11 protein-coding genes and 2 tRNA genes are annotated in these 13,316 nt (G+C 61.5%); 3 read left to right on the top strand and 10 right to left on the bottom strand.

Features of this window, described 5'->3' with window-relative positions; translation table 11 throughout:
- Positions 1-95 precede the first annotated feature (95 nt).
- The 5 genes from X728_RS152580 to X728_RS152600 form a co-directional block, all read right to left on the bottom strand.
- On the bottom strand, positions 96-317 hold the full coding sequence (locus X728_RS152580; protein ID WP_348625636.1) for a hypothetical protein: 222 nt from the start codon (positions 315-317) through the stop codon (positions 96-98).
- A 392-nt stretch (positions 318-709) separates the two neighbouring features.
- Positions 710-800 (bottom strand) — tRNA-Ser (locus X728_RS152585).
- 6 nt (positions 801-806) lie between these two features.
- Positions 807-897: transfer RNA gene (locus X728_RS152590), tRNA-Ser, on the bottom strand.
- 111 nt (positions 898-1,008) lie between these two features.
- On the bottom strand, positions 1,009-2,184 hold the full coding sequence (locus tag X728_RS152595) for a porin (RefSeq protein WP_023831636.1): 1,176 nt from the start codon (positions 2,182-2,184) through the stop codon (positions 1,009-1,011).
- A 45-nt stretch (positions 2,185-2,229) separates the two neighbouring features.
- Positions 2,230-2,469: a porin gene (locus X728_RS152600; protein ID WP_023831635.1), complete on the bottom strand. Its 240-nt coding sequence runs from the start codon at positions 2,467-2,469 to the stop codon at positions 2,230-2,232.
- A gap of 325 nt (positions 2,470-2,794) precedes the next feature.
- Here X728_RS152600 and X728_RS1000000167830 point away from each other — a divergent pair, with 325 nt between their 5' ends.
- The gene (locus tag X728_RS1000000167830; protein WP_155923608.1) at positions 2,795-3,517 is read left to right on the top strand and encodes a hypothetical protein; all 723 of its coding nucleotides are present in this window, start codon (positions 2,795-2,797) and stop codon (positions 3,515-3,517) included.
- Positions 3,518-4,086: 569 nt separating this feature from the next.
- Here X728_RS1000000167830 and X728_RS152605 read toward each other — a convergent pair.
- From X728_RS152605 to X728_RS152620, 4 genes are all read right to left on the bottom strand, one after another.
- Positions 4,087-4,341: a GlsB/YeaQ/YmgE family stress response membrane protein gene (locus X728_RS152605; protein WP_023704219.1), complete on the bottom strand. Its 255-nt coding sequence runs from the start codon at positions 4,339-4,341 to the stop codon at positions 4,087-4,089.
- Positions 4,342-4,446: 105 nt separating this feature from the next.
- Complete coding sequence (locus tag X728_RS152610; protein ID WP_023683046.1) at positions 4,447-4,653, bottom strand: hypothetical protein; 207 nt, start codon at positions 4,651-4,653, stop codon at positions 4,447-4,449.
- A gap of 80 nt (positions 4,654-4,733) precedes the next feature.
- Entirely contained in the window at positions 4,734-5,354 is a 621-nt protein-coding gene (locus tag X728_RS152615; protein WP_023698188.1) for a ribonuclease D, read from the bottom strand.
- 77 nt (positions 5,355-5,431) lie between these two features.
- On the bottom strand, positions 5,432-6,817 hold the full coding sequence (locus tag X728_RS152620; RefSeq protein WP_023831633.1) for a M20/M25/M40 family metallo-hydrolase: 1,386 nt from the start codon (positions 6,815-6,817) through the stop codon (positions 5,432-5,434).
- A gap of 444 nt (positions 6,818-7,261) precedes the next feature.
- Here X728_RS152620 and polA point away from each other — a divergent pair, with 444 nt between their 5' ends.
- The gene (polA, locus tag X728_RS152625; protein WP_023831632.1) at positions 7,262-10,189 is read left to right on the top strand and encodes a DNA polymerase I; all 2,928 of its coding nucleotides are present in this window, start codon (positions 7,262-7,264) and stop codon (positions 10,187-10,189) included.
- A 203-nt stretch (positions 10,190-10,392) separates the two neighbouring features.
- Here polA and X728_RS152630 read toward each other — a convergent pair whose 3' ends face one another.
- Positions 10,393-10,797, bottom strand: coding sequence for a Fur family transcriptional regulator (locus X728_RS152630; protein WP_023669789.1), 405 nt, complete (start codon positions 10,795-10,797; stop codon positions 10,393-10,395).
- A gap of 294 nt (positions 10,798-11,091) precedes the next feature.
- Between X728_RS152630 and X728_RS152635 the strand changes: the two genes are divergently transcribed.
- The gene (locus X728_RS152635; protein WP_023751420.1) at positions 11,092-13,311 is read left to right on the top strand and encodes a caspase family protein; all 2,220 of its coding nucleotides are present in this window, start codon (positions 11,092-11,094) and stop codon (positions 13,309-13,311) included.
- Positions 13,312-13,316 lie beyond the last annotated feature (5 nt).

The following is a 13,316-nucleotide window of genomic DNA, read 5'->3' as shown; positions in this document are numbered from 1 at the left end:
AGATGCCGACCCATCGCCGGCAGCTAGCGCGAGGCGACCAGAGCCGATGTGAAGGGGAAAGTTTCAGTGGCCTGTGCCTTGGGTCGGCAGTGCCGTTAGGCTTTGCCAACAAGCGGCCTTTTCCGCTTCGGCGCCACATAGCTCTCAACCAGCCGCACATGCTCGGCGTCCACAGTCACCAATGGCCGGAGGCTCACGGTCACTTTGTCGCCGTCGATGCGCGTGACCGGGCCGATTAATTCCATATGCTGGCCGATCACGGCCTTCGAAGTCGAATCGACAACCGAATGCGGGAAGTCATAGGAGGGGATCGTCACGCTTATGCGGTCGCGTGACACGCGATCGCGCACAACCGCCGTGACGGCGACCTCGTCGCCAACTTTGATATTGCCCCGAGCTATGTGCAAGTCTCTGGAGCGGGCGGCTGCGGCGTCAAGATGAGAGGTTGCTAATTAATGAGCACACGCGGCCTGAAGTTTCTCGATAAGTGGGTGGCCAAGCAACTGCCTATCATAGCGAGGGGAGATCCGATCGCCGCCAGCGACTTGGCGAAGGACTTGATGACAGCAGCAGAGAGTGGGTATCGGCGAGCATGAAATCGCTGGCGAGGCCGCAAGCGTCTTCGACCTGCTCTTGGAGGTGATGCGGCGGCGAGAGGTGCGCGAGACCGGGCATTATGGCCGGACAAAACGTCTCTCAGAAGGGCAATTGGCGGAGAGGATGGGATTCGAACCCACGAGAAGCTTTTGACCTCTACTCCCTTAGCAGGGGAGCGCCTTCGACCACTCGGCCACCTCTCCGTNAATTGGCGGAGAGGATGGGATTCGAACCCACGAGAAGCTTTTGACCTCTACTCCCTTAGCAGGGGAGCGCCTTCGACCACTCGGCCACCTCTCCATAACGCCGCAGCTACAGCGACTTCTGCACCCAATGGGGCTTGGGTAAGGTTTGATAAAAATGCGAAACCCGGCGGTTGCCCGCCGGGTTCCATTTCCAATCGAGCGCCTATTAGAACGAGCGCTGGAAGCGGAGCATGCCGCCGATGGCGTCGTCGCCATCAGTGATACCGGTCCAGTTGTGGTTCGTGCCAAGGGTGTCGACATCGTCGATCTTGCCTGCATTGACGTAGTCAACTTCGGCAGTGATCGTGAACCCGGGAACGACGTCGTAGGCGATGTTGGCGGCGATGCCGAGGTTCTCACCTTCGTCATACGAGACCTGAGCGTTGAACGAGGTCTTCTCGTTGATGGTGTAGGTGCCACCACCCCAGACTGCCCAGTTGCCATCCCACTGCTTGTAGAAGCCGCGACCGCCGGCCGGGAACGCGTAGGTCACGTCCGTGTAATTGTCGTCGGTTCCATAGCCGCCCATGATGAACAGCGACAGGTTCTGCATCGGGGTGATGTCCAAACGAACCTTGCCGGCGACTTCTTCATAGTTGCTGTCGTAAGCGATGACGCCGGTGATGGCGCCCCAGCCCTGCGTGTACTTCAAGCCGCCGACGACATGCGGAACGTAGCTGTCGATCGTGCCCACGCCGTAGGAACCGACCGTGGAGCCGCCCGCGCCCGAGCCTTCTTCGAGAGAGATCACGGCCGAGAAGCCGTTGCCCGCGTCGAAGTAGTACTGGATGACGTTGGTGTCGAAATCGCCGTAGGGAACGAGCGTATCCTGGATGACGTTGCCGGCGTAGCCGATGAACGTGTTGAAGGCCGATTCGTCCTTACCGACACGGAGACCACCAAGCTGGATCCAGGCGAAGTTCAGCGAAGCACCGGTGTTGCCGGCAGGATTGACGTCACCAAGCGCGCCCGCATTACGGTTGTTGTTCTGGAAGTTGAAGCGGGTCTCAGTGTAGGTCTTCAAGGTGCCGAGCTCGGTTTCCTGGCCGGTCCAGGTCTTCAGCGAGAAACGGGCCTTTTTGAACCAGGTGTCGTTGCTGCCGCCGTCCTCAACGTCGGCGGACGTCGCGCCGTCGAACGAGCCGACATCACCACCGCCGATGTCGTAGCGGACATAGCCGCCGATGCGCAGGCAGGTTTCGGTGCCGGGGATGTAGAAGTAGCCCGAGCCNACGTATTCAGCCGGTTCCGGCTCGGCGACGACGACGGCGTCGGCGGCGCGCGCACCGGAAACTGCGATCAGGGCCGCAGCGGAGCCGAGAAGAAGGCTCTTAATGTTCATTTTCTGACCTCCAGTCAAAAGTTAAAAAACGGGTCTGGGTATTCTTTAGCTGAAGGACAGCGTTCCCTGCCCCATCCCCACTACCGAAAAAGATGCGCACCGCGCCGCTCCTTCGAAATCGACATTACNGCCGGGGATGTAGAAGTAGCCCGAGCCGTAAACGTCGCAAATCTTGACGTATTCAGCCGGTTCCGGCTCGGCGACGACGACGGCGTCGGCGGCGCGCGCACCGGAAACTGCGATCAAGGCCGCAGCGGAGCCGAGGAGAAGGCTCTTAATGTTCATTTTCTGACCTCCAGTCAAAAGTTAAAAAACGGGTCTGGGTATTCTTTGCTGAAGGACAGCGTTCCCTGCCCCATCCCCACTACCGAAAAAGATGCGCACCGCGCCGCTCCTTCGAAATCGACATTACGCATCGGACTGCGGTGAGCAACCAAGATCGTCGCGCCAAAAGGCCAATCTGGCTTCTATGACAGCCCCGTGTTGCAGAAACGTCACGTTTTTGCCACTTGAGAAACAATTTGGTAACGAATTGGCGTTGCCTCGGCCCGCCTTTATGATCTTTGTATGGCGCTGGGATGCCTTGCTTAGCAATAGAATCGAGAGCGCAATGACAACCAAAAGACGTTTTTCCAAACTGCGGCACAGGGAAAAGCTTGAAAGCCGCGAAGGCCTGCAGGAGACCCTCTACCTAGCCATTGAGAGCGTGCTCCAAACGGATGGACCGAAGATTCGACTGCCGGCGATGAGGGCTGCGTCTGAGATAGCGGCCATCATCGTATCCCAGATAGTATGTCAGCCAGACGCTATTCAGAGGGCCTTCAAAACCATTGAGGAAGACATTCCAAATTACGCGACGGAGTTTGCGACCGAGTTGACACAGATCGCCTTGGGACAAGTTTCTAGGCGCCTCGTTCGTCTCAAAGCCAGCCGTTCCGAACCGGCAGCAACTCTGAAACTGGCGGACGATTGGGCCGGGCCGGTGGCTGGCCCAACGGAGATCGAGCGTTTCTTCGGAATTCCGCGCTCCACATTATATCGTTGGCAGAAACGAAATGAAGCCGTCGCTCTAAATACCCGGAGCAGCAGCAAGCCCGTATTCCCTTTAAGGCAGTTTGCTGATGGACGGCCGGTCCCTGGCATCGCCGAGGTAATCTCGATCGTTGGTAGTCCACGTCAAGCATGGGAATGGCTCATATCGCCAAACTTTCAACTTAAGGAACAAAGTCCAATCGATGTTCTTCACGCTGGCGACATAAAGGGGGTGGTTTCGGCTGCTCGGAACCTCGCACCGAACGACACCACAGTTATCCCGTTCAAAATCTCAACTTAAGTTTTGGTGGTGCCAACACGAGACTTGGTTGGTCGCGAACAGCTCGCACTCGCCCTCGCCCCTGAGTGCGTTTCGCACAGCGCGCTCCATCGCGACCTGGAATTCATTGGGGTGTAGTTTTTTACTAAATTTCTCTCCCCAACGCCCCGAACGATCGCAACCAACGGTAACCACTTCAAGCAAAATCAAGGGCTTAGTCTTAAGGGCGCGTTAAAGCAGGGTTTATGCACCCTTCTGAAATTCCTTAAGAATTTCTAAAATCCGCTGCCGCCAACTGGGTCCGAAAGCCGCATCCTCGCGGCCTGTCTGCCGCAAAAGGCAGAGGCCCTGGCTACCCCGAATATTTCAATTCTGCTGGATCGAAATGCCCTTGTCGTCGATCTTCAGTTCGACGCCCTTGGGCTTGGTCTATTCGTGATAGACATATGCACCGAGCGCGATGACCACGACAACGAGCGCGCCGACAAGGAGATAGAGAGTGTTCTGTTTCACGGCGCGCTCCTTTGGCAGCAATTCCAGGAAAGCACAGGCTTTCTCCTGAGGAATTGCGTTGAATGAAACTTAGAGCGTCAAGCTCGCTTCAGAACCTTGACCAGCACCAGCAGGATGACGGCGCCGATCGTGGCGTTGATGATGGCAGCCAGAATGCCGCCGCCGATAGCGAAACCGAGCCTTGGAAATAGCCAGCCGGCGATCAGGGCGCCGATAATGCCGACGATGATGTTGCCGATGAGGCCGAAGCCGAAGCCCGAGACGATGAGGCCGGCGAGCCAGCCGGCAATGGCGCCGATTATGATGAAGATGAGAAGGCTTTCGATGCCCATGACGCGTTCCTCCAGGAAGAGAGGCTACGGAGCGGAAGGCCCCGAATCGGCCTCGATATCAACGACTTCAGGCTATGCGAAAGCAGTTGCACCCGCCAGCGGCGCTCATTGATCGTCGTCATCGTCGCTGGAGACTGGCCGCCAGCTGGTCGGGTCGACCTTTTTCTGGGTATCGCTGTCGGTGTAGACCCACCAGGCGCCGTCGCGATATTGCCCGACGGATTCGCTGACGACGCCGGCGCCGTCCTTCCACAGAACAGTGACCTTGGATCCATCCGTCGGGGCGGTCGCTATCGGTTTGCGGTCTGCCACGTCATCCCCCTCATTGAGTCGACAGAACGCCACGACGCGTGTCTGGTTGCAAGGCTGCCGGAAGCGTTATCCGAAGGCCATCAGCTGTGGGCAAAAATATCCTCTTCGTCCCAACCCATCAAATCGAGCTTGGCACGCGTCGGCAGGAAGCGGAAGCAGGCGTCGGCTTCCTTGGTGCGCCCGTCCCGCGCCAGGCGTCCAGCCAGCACCTCGCGCAGACGGTGCAGATAGAGAACGTCGGAAGCGGCATATTCGAGCTGTTCGGGCGACAGGGTCTCGGCCGCCCAGTCCGACGATTGCTGCGCCTTCGACAGGCCGACGCCAAGCAGTTCGAAGCAGATGTCCTTCAAGCCGTGCCGGTCGGTATAAGTGCGGGTCAGCCGCGAGGCGATCTTGGTGCAGAACACCGGCTCCGGCATGACGCCGAAGGCGTTGTAGAGCACGGCGAGGTCGAAACGGCCGTAGTGGAACAGTTTCGATATGCCGCGGTTGCGGAGCAGGCTGACGAGGTTCGGCGCTTTCTTCTGGCCGGGCGCGATCTGGATCACGTCGGCCGAGCCATCGCCGGGCGAGATCTGCACCACGCACAGCCGGTCGCGGTGCGGGTTCAACCCCAGCGTCTCGGTATCGATGGCCACCGCGTCGACATTGTAGTGGGCGAGGTCGGGCAGATCGTTCTTGTGGAAGCGGATGTCGGGCATAGTTGTCTCCGGATCGCGGCGTAACTCGTCCTCGCCGCGATCCGCTGAAAAATCAACAAGAAAACTTCCCAGCCTCCTCAGCGCGTCAGCGCATCGAGAATGCGCGCCCAGGAGCGCTGGCCCTTGTGGAAGGAGGTCAGCTCGTATTTCTCGTTGGGCGAGTGGATGCGGTCGTCGTCGAGGCCGAACCCGACCAGCAGCGATTCCATGCCGAGATAGGTCTGGAAGTCGCCGACCACCGGTATCGAGCCGCCGCTGCCCGTCGTCACCGCTGGCTTCGGCCATTCATCCGACAGCGCAGTCTTGGCCTTGGCCAGGAATGGCGAGTCGTAGGAAAGCTGAATTGCCGACCCGCCGCCATGCGGGTGGAATTCGACCGAACAGTCCCCGGGAATGCGCGCCTTGACGAATTTCCGGAAAGCGGCGCGGATCTTCTCGGGGTCCTGCTTGTGGACGAGGCGGAAGGAGATTTTGGACGACGCTTCCGCCGCGATCACCGTCTTGAACCCCTTGCCGGTATAGCCGCCGATGATGCCGTTGAACTCGGCCGCCGGCCGCGCCCAGGTCAGTTCCATCACCGAGCGGCCTTTTTCGCCCGACGGGATCGAGAGGCCGATCGGTCCGAGGAAGGTTTCGGCGGTCTCGCCCAGAGTTTCCCATGATTTCAGGATCTGCGACGGCGTTTCCTCGACCCCGTCATAGAAGCCGGGAATGGTGATGTGGCCGTTCTCGTCATGGATGTCGGCGAGGATTTTCGCCAGGATGCGGATCGGGTTGGCGGCGGCGCCGCCATAGAGGCCCGAATGCAGGTCGCGATCGGCAGCCTTGACCGTGACCTCCTCGCCGACCATTCCGCGCAGCGAAACGCAGATCGACGGCGTTTCGCGGTCCCACATGCCGGTGTCGCAGACCAGAGCGAAATCGGCCTTGAGCTCATCGGCATTGGCCTCGAGGAACGGCTTGAGCGACGGCGAACCGGACTCCTCCTCGCCCTCGAACAGGATGGTGATGCGGCAGGGCAGATTGCCATGCACCTGCTTCCAGGCGCGGCAGGCCTCGACGAAGGTCATCAGCTGCCCCTTGTCGTCGGCCGAGCCACGGCCGGTGATTACCTTGTGACCGGGCTCGATCTCCTTGACCGCCGGCGCAAACGGGTCGTTCTCCCAAAGCTCGATCGGATCGACCGGCTGCACGTCGTAATGGCCGTAAAACAGCACATGCGGCGAACCGGCGGGACCTTCATGGTGCGCAACCACCATCGGGTGTCCCGGCGTGTCGCGCACCGAAGCGTCGAAGCCGATCAGCTTGAGGTCCGCCACCAGCCACTCCGCGGCCTTGCGGCAGTCGGCGGCATAGTCGGAATCGGTCGAGATCGACTTGATGCGAAGCAGGCCGAACAGGCGCTCCAGGCTATGGTCGAGATTTTTGTCGAGACGGTCTAGGACGGAGGAAATGGTGGACATTACTGCGGGCCTTTCTTTTCGGTGCCGGGACCGTAAAGGCAGCGCATCAAAACGAAAAGCCCGCGATCGTTGGACCACGGACCGTAAACACTTGTCAGAAGGCAAAAAAGAACCGCCGTGGTGGAGGGGAACCACGGCGGTCTTTTACTCGAAACGATGCGGCAGCCCGGAGAGGGGGGATAGGCTGCCGCAATTGTCCGGGATAGGCGGGGGACGGGCCTTGCTCCGGACTCGGCGAAAACTGCCGATGACCTTTATTTGTGTCTCGGATCGTGGCGTTTCAAGGGCACAAAAATTACACTTTTGTAACATCGCCGTGAGCGCCGAGGCAAACAGCAGCAGGGCCTATCGGCAGGCAGGCTCTGTCAGGATGTCGCCGCAACACCTGTTGGAAGCCCGCCTTTGCCATGGACCGCGCCGTCCCGCCGCGCTATCCCTGCCGGCATGAAAAAAGGCGATCATCTCTTCCTTATCGACGGCTCCGGTTACATCTTTCGCGCCTATCATGCGCTGCCGCCGCTAACCCGCAAATCCGATGGGCTACCGGTCGGCGCGGTCTCCGGCTTCTGCAACATGTTGTGGAAGCTGATGCAGGACGCCCGCAACACCGATGTAGGCATTGTGCCGACGCATTTAGCGGTCATTTTCGATTATTCGTCGAAAACCTTCCGCAACGATCTCTACCCGGAATACAAGGCAAACCGCAACGCGCCGCCCGAAGACCTGATCCCGCAATTCGGTCTGATCCGCCAGGCAACCGTGGCCTTCAACCTGCCTTGCATCGAGATCGAAGGCTACGAGGCCGACGACCTCATCGCCACTTATGCCAGGCTGGCGTGCGAGGCCGGCGGCGACACCACTATCATCTCCTCCGACAAGGATCTGATGCAGCTGGTCGGACCCACGGTCGGCATGTACGACCCGATGAAGGACCGCCAGATCGGCATCCCCGAAGTCATCGAGAAATGGGGCGTGCCGCCGGAAAAGATGATCGACCTGCAGGCGCTGACCGGCGACTCCGTCGACAATGTGCCGGGCGTACCCGGCATCGGGCCGAAGACGGCGGCGCAATTGCTGGAACAGTTCGGCGACCTTGACGGGTTGCTCGCAAGGGCCAGCGAGATCAAGCAGGAAAAAAGGCGCGAATCCATCATCGCCAATGCCGACAAGGCGCGCATATCGCGCCAGCTGGTGACGCTGAAGAACGACGTGCCGGTGACCGACGGGCTCGACGATTTCGTGTTGCACGCGCCGGACGGGCCGAAGCTGATCGGCTTCCTCAAGACCATGGAATTCACCTCGCTGACCCGGCGCGTTGCTGAAGCGACCAGCACCGAAGCCGGCGATGTGCAGGCTGTCGCCGTCACCGTCGAGCGCGCCGACACCGCGCACGGCCCCGATGTCGGTTCCGGCATAGCGGCGCCTGCGGCAACACAGGATGAAGCCAAAACCGAAACCGCCAGGGCCGGCGACGCCCCTTCGCTGCTTGCCGCACTTCGCCTGGAAACGGCCGCTGCGGCCAAAATCGATCCCGCCGCCTATGTCGCCATCCGCGACACGGCGACGCTCAAGACCTGGCTGGCCCAGGCCAAGGAGACCGGCATCGTCGCCTTCGACACCGAAACCACGTCTTCCGATCCGATGCTGGCCGACCTCATCGGTTTCTCTCTGGCGATCGGCCCCGGCCGCGCCGCCTATGTGCCGCTCGCCCACAAGAGCGGCGCCGGCGACCTGCTCGGTGGCGGTACGCTGGAGAACCAGATTCCGGTCCGCGAGGCGCTGGCGCTTCTGAAGCCGCTGCTGGAAGACAAATCGGTCCTCAAGATCGCCCAGGACGCCAAATACGACATCGTCGTCATGAGCCGCCACGGCATCGATATCGCACCCTTCGACGACACGATGTTGATTTCCTATGTGCTCGACGCCGGCACCGGCCACCACACTTTGTCCTCGCTTGCCGACAAATGGCTCGGCCATGCCACGACGCCGCTCAAGGATCTCGCGGGTTCCGGCAGAAGCTCGGTCGGCTTCGACCAGGTCGACATCGACCGGGCGACCACCTACGCCGCCGGCCATGCCGACGTGGCGCTGCGGCTATGGCAGGTGCTGAAGCCCCGACTTGCCGCCAAGGGCCTCGTCTCGGTCTATGAGCGGCTGGAGCGGCCGCTGGTGCCGGTGCTGGCGCGGATGGAGCAGCGCGGCATCTCGGTCGACCGCCAGATCCTGTCGCGGCTCTCCGGCGAGCTGGCGCAAGGCGCCGCACGGCTGGAAGAGGAAATCTACGGCCTTGTCGGCGAGCGCATCAACATCGGGTCGCCAAAGCAGCTGGGCGACATCCTGTTCGGCCGCATGGGCCTGCCCGGCGGCTCCAAGACCAAGACCGGGCAATGGTCGACTTCCGCGCAGCTTCTGGAGGATCTCGCCGCCGAAGGCCACGAACTGCCGCGCAAGATCGTCGACTGGCGTCAGCTGACCAAGCTGAAATCGACCTACACCGACGCGCTGCCCGGCTTCATCCATCCCGACACCAGGCGCGTGCACACATCTTATGCGCTGGCCGCAACGACGACGGGCCGGCTGTCCTCCTCCGATCCCAATCTGCAGAACATCCCGGTGCGCACCGCGGAGGGACGCAAGATCAGGACGGCCTTCATCGCCGACAAGGGCCAGAAACTGGTCTCGGCCGACTACAGCCAGATCGAACTGCGCGTGCTTGCCCACGTCGCCGAGATCCCGCAGTTGAAGCAGGCCTTCGCCGATGGCGCCGACATCCACGCCATCACCGCCTCGGAAATGTTCAACGTGCCGGTCGAAGGCATGCCTTCCGAAGTGCGCCGCCGCGCCAAGGCGATCAATTTCGGCATCATCTACGGCATCTCGGCCTTTGGGCTCGCCAACCAGCTGTCGATCCCGCGCGAGGAGGCCGGCGCCTACATCAAGAAGTACTTCGAGCGTTTCCCCGGCATCCGCGACTATATCGAGGCAACAAAGGCCTATGCGCGCGAACATGGCTTCGTCGAAACCATCTTCGGCCGCCGCATCCACTATCCTGAGATCCGGTCGTCAAACCCGTCGATCCGCGCGTTCAACGAGCGCGCCTCGATCAACGCCAGGCTGCAAGGCACCGCCGCCGACATTATCCGTCGCGCCATGGTGCATATGGACGAGGCGCTGGAGAAGGCCGGCCTGTCCGCCCGCATGCTCTTACAGGTGCATGACGAATTGATCTTCGAGACGGTTGAAGCGGAAGTCGAGGCGACGATCCCCGTGGTGCGCAGGGTGATGGAGAACGCGCCGATGCCGGCCATCTCGATGTCGGTGCCGCTGCATGTCGATGCCCGCGCAGCGAACAACTGGGACGAGGCGCATTAGCGCCGGATACGCCTCGATCCTTCACACCCCCCTCTGCCCTGCCGGGCATCTCCCCCGCAAGGGAGGAGATCAGCCGCCACTTCCGGTTTCGCCAATCTACGACGTTGCTGCAATGGGCGCAGCGCTTGAACTGCCAATCTCCCCCCTTGCGGGGAAGATGTCCGGCAGGACAGAGGGGGTGCTGTCCCGCCAGCGTCGAAAAGTTAGGCAGCCTCAGCCAGGCACTTGGCACACGTCCCCCGAAACTCGATCACCGCCTTCTTGGCGGCAAACCCGGTCGAGCGCACCCATTCGTCCAGCCGATGGTCGACGTCATGGTCCGACATTTCCATCACCTGCCCGCATGTGTCGCAGATAGCGAAGGCCGTCATCGAATGCGTATGGTCGTGCGGTTCGGCGCAGGCGACGAAGGAGTTGAGGCTTTCCAACCGGTGCACGAAGCCTGACTTCACCAGGCTGTCGAGCGCCCGGTAAACCTGTAGCGGCGCGCGGAAACCGCGCTCGCGCAGCTGGTCGAGAAGCGTATAGGCGCTGAGCGGTCCGCTGGCGGCCTCAAGCTTCTCGAGCACGCTCAGCTGATTCTTCGTCAGCACATCCCTTGCCGCCATGATCCCGTTTCCGATCGTTTAGAGCATGATGCCGAAAAGTGTGAAGCGGTTCTCGGACGACATCATGTTCTATCTGTTTGATCCAGCGCCGCTCGCAAATCATTTCTGCCATGCGACGGTCTCAATTCTCTTGAGATAGCGATGAAGCCGGCTTTTTGCCACTGTTTCCGTTATCGCCATCGACACCATGACCACCACCGCCGATTGACGGCACCGACCACATTCAAAATACTGACAAAATTCGCGACGAAAGGTGCCGCACTTGCAAATTCGATCGGGCTTGGGGAAGCAATTATGATCAAACTGACACGACGGACGCTGCTCGTCGGCACGTCGGCGCTTGTGGCTGCCGGTACTGTCTCGTTCCGCGCTCTCGCCGCCTCGCGCACCTATCACGCGCTGCTGGTTGCCTGCACCGACTATCCGAACCTGCCGCAGAAGAACTGGCTGATCGGGCCGAAGAACGATGCCGGCCTAGTGCGCGACTATCTCCTGAAGAACACGCCCGATCCGGTGAAATTCTCGGCCGAGAACGTGATCCTGCTCGCCAAGGACGTCGAAGGCGCCAACGGCCCGCCGACGCATGCGGCGATCAAGGCCGCTCTTGCCGACCTCGCCGGCAAGGTGCAACGCGACGATTTCGTCTATCTGCACCTCTCCGGCCACGGCGCCCAGCAGCCGCAGGCCAAGGCCGGCGACGAGACCGACGGCCTCGACGAGATTTTCCTGCCCTCCGATATCGACAAATGGATCAACCGCGAAGAGGGCGTGCCGAACGCGCTGGTCGACAACGAAGTCGGCGCCGCACTCGACGCCATCCGCGACAAGGGCGCCTTTGTCTGGGTGGTGTTCGACTGCTGCCATTCCGGCACCGCGACGCGCGCCGCGGAAGTCGATGACGAACTGGAGCGCAAGGTCGAGTTCGCCGACCTCGTCGGCGGCGACGACGCGGCGAGAGCAGCGGCGGTGAAGGCCTATGACGACATCTCGGCAAGCGCATCGCGCGGTTTCGACGAGAATGGCGGCCGCAAGCCGGCCTTCAACCTGACCCCGACCGGGGCCGAGCCGATCGCCCGGGGCAAGCTGGTCGCCTTCTATGCGGCGCAGACGGTCGAGACGACGCCGGAAATGCCGCTGCCCAAGGGCACGCCCGACGCGCCGCGCTTCGGCCTGTTCACCTTCACCATCCTGTCGAAATTGGCCGAGAACCCCAACGTCACCTATCGCCAGCTCGGCCAGGCCGTGCTGCAGCAATATTCGGCCGACGGCCGCACAAGGCCGACGCCCCTGTTCGAGGGCGAACTGGACGCCCGCGTGTTCGGCACCGACAAGACCGACGCCGTCATGCAATGGCCGATTGCCGTCAAGGACGGCGATGTCGCGATCGGCGCCGGGCTGCTGCAGGGTCTGACCCCCGGCAGCAAGCTCGCCATTTTGCCTTCGGCGCTGTCGAAGCTCTCCGACGCCGTCGGCTATCTCGAAGTGAAATCGGCAAAAAACCTCGAAAGCCAGCTCGCACCGGTCGAATTCGACGGCAAGCCGGCGCTTGCGCCGACGGCGGTGCCCGCCGGCGCCTATGCGCGCGTTGCCGAACTCGCAGTCGACTACAAGCTGCTGGTGGCAAAGCCGGCCCCGACCGCAGGGCTCGAAAAAGAAACCGAGCTGGTCAATTCGGTTCTGGACGAATTGGTGGCGAAGCCGAAGTCCGGCTTCCACATCGCGCTGGTCGAGCCCGGCAAGAGCGCCGATCTGCGGCTTGCGGTGCTGCGCGAAAAATCCATGGACGGCGCTGCCGCCAACGCCAGCGACGAACCGGCGCTGTGGTTCCTGCCGGCGTCCGGCGACATCAGCCTGAAGGACGGCAGCAAGCCGCCACGCATCGTCATCCATCAGGATGGCCGCGACAAGCTTGCGGAAAACACAGCCAAGACCCTGACCACGATCTTCCGCGCCACCGGCCTGTCGCGGCTCGCCGCGGCGTCCGACTACCGGCCGGACGAGGTCAGCGTCCAGTTCCTGATCAAGCGCCAGGACAGCGATGCGCTGGAGCCGATCGAATCGTCAAAGGTGCCGCGCGTTTCGCCGGGCGATCAGGTACACATTGCGTCAAAGAACGAGTCCGACGAGTTCGTCGACATCAACGTGCTGTATATCGGCAGCGACTATTCGATCACCCACATCGTCGCCGAGCGGCTGGCCCCGATCAATCAGCAGGCCGATCAGGGCCTGAAGGAAGGGCTGCTCGCCTTCACCGACACCAGCTTCGGCATGGAGCGCATGATTGCCGTGCTGACCGAGGCGCCGCCGCAAAGCGAGAAAGAGGATCTGAGCTTTCTTGCCCAGGAAGGCGTGCGCGCCGTGACGCGTGCCGCATCGGGAACGCCTGGTTTTTCCGACATGCTGGCCGACATCGGCATGGCGCCGGCAACGCGCTCCGTGATGCGGCTTGCCGACAAGAGCGGTCCCAAAGGCGCGGTGATGATCTTCCCGATGGAGACGGTGCCCCGCGCCTGACCTGA

The sequence above is a fragment of the Mesorhizobium sp. L103C119B0 genome (assembly GCF_000502235.1).
In the GTDB taxonomy this organism is placed as follows: domain Bacteria; phylum Pseudomonadota; class Alphaproteobacteria; order Rhizobiales; family Rhizobiaceae; genus Mesorhizobium.
This window is presented reverse-complemented; position numbering and strand designations above follow the sequence as displayed.

Coding starts and splice junctions, on each gene's coding strand:
- X728_RS1000000167830 (WP_155923608.1), top strand. CDS start 2,795: ATGACAACCAAAAGACGTTTTTCCAAACTGCGGCACAGGGAAAAGCTT.
- X728_RS152605 (WP_023704219.1), bottom strand. CDS start 4,341: ATGGGCATCGAAAGCCTTCTCATCTTCATCATAATCGGCGCCATTGCC.
- X728_RS152615 (WP_023698188.1), bottom strand. CDS start 5,354: ATGCCCGACATCCGCTTCCACAAGAACGATCTGCCCGACCTCGCCCAC.
- X728_RS152620 (WP_023831633.1), bottom strand. CDS start 6,817: ATGTCCACCATTTCCTCCGTCCTAGACCGTCTCGACAAAAATCTCGAC.
- polA (WP_023831632.1), top strand. CDS start 7,262: ATGAAAAAAGGCGATCATCTCTTCCTTATCGACGGCTCCGGTTACATC.
- X728_RS152630 (WP_023669789.1), bottom strand. CDS start 10,797: ATGGCGGCAAGGGATGTGCTGACGAAGAATCAGCTGAGCGTGCTCGAG.
- X728_RS152635 (WP_023751420.1), top strand. CDS start 11,092: ATGATCAAACTGACACGACGGACGCTGCTCGTCGGCACGTCGGCGCTT.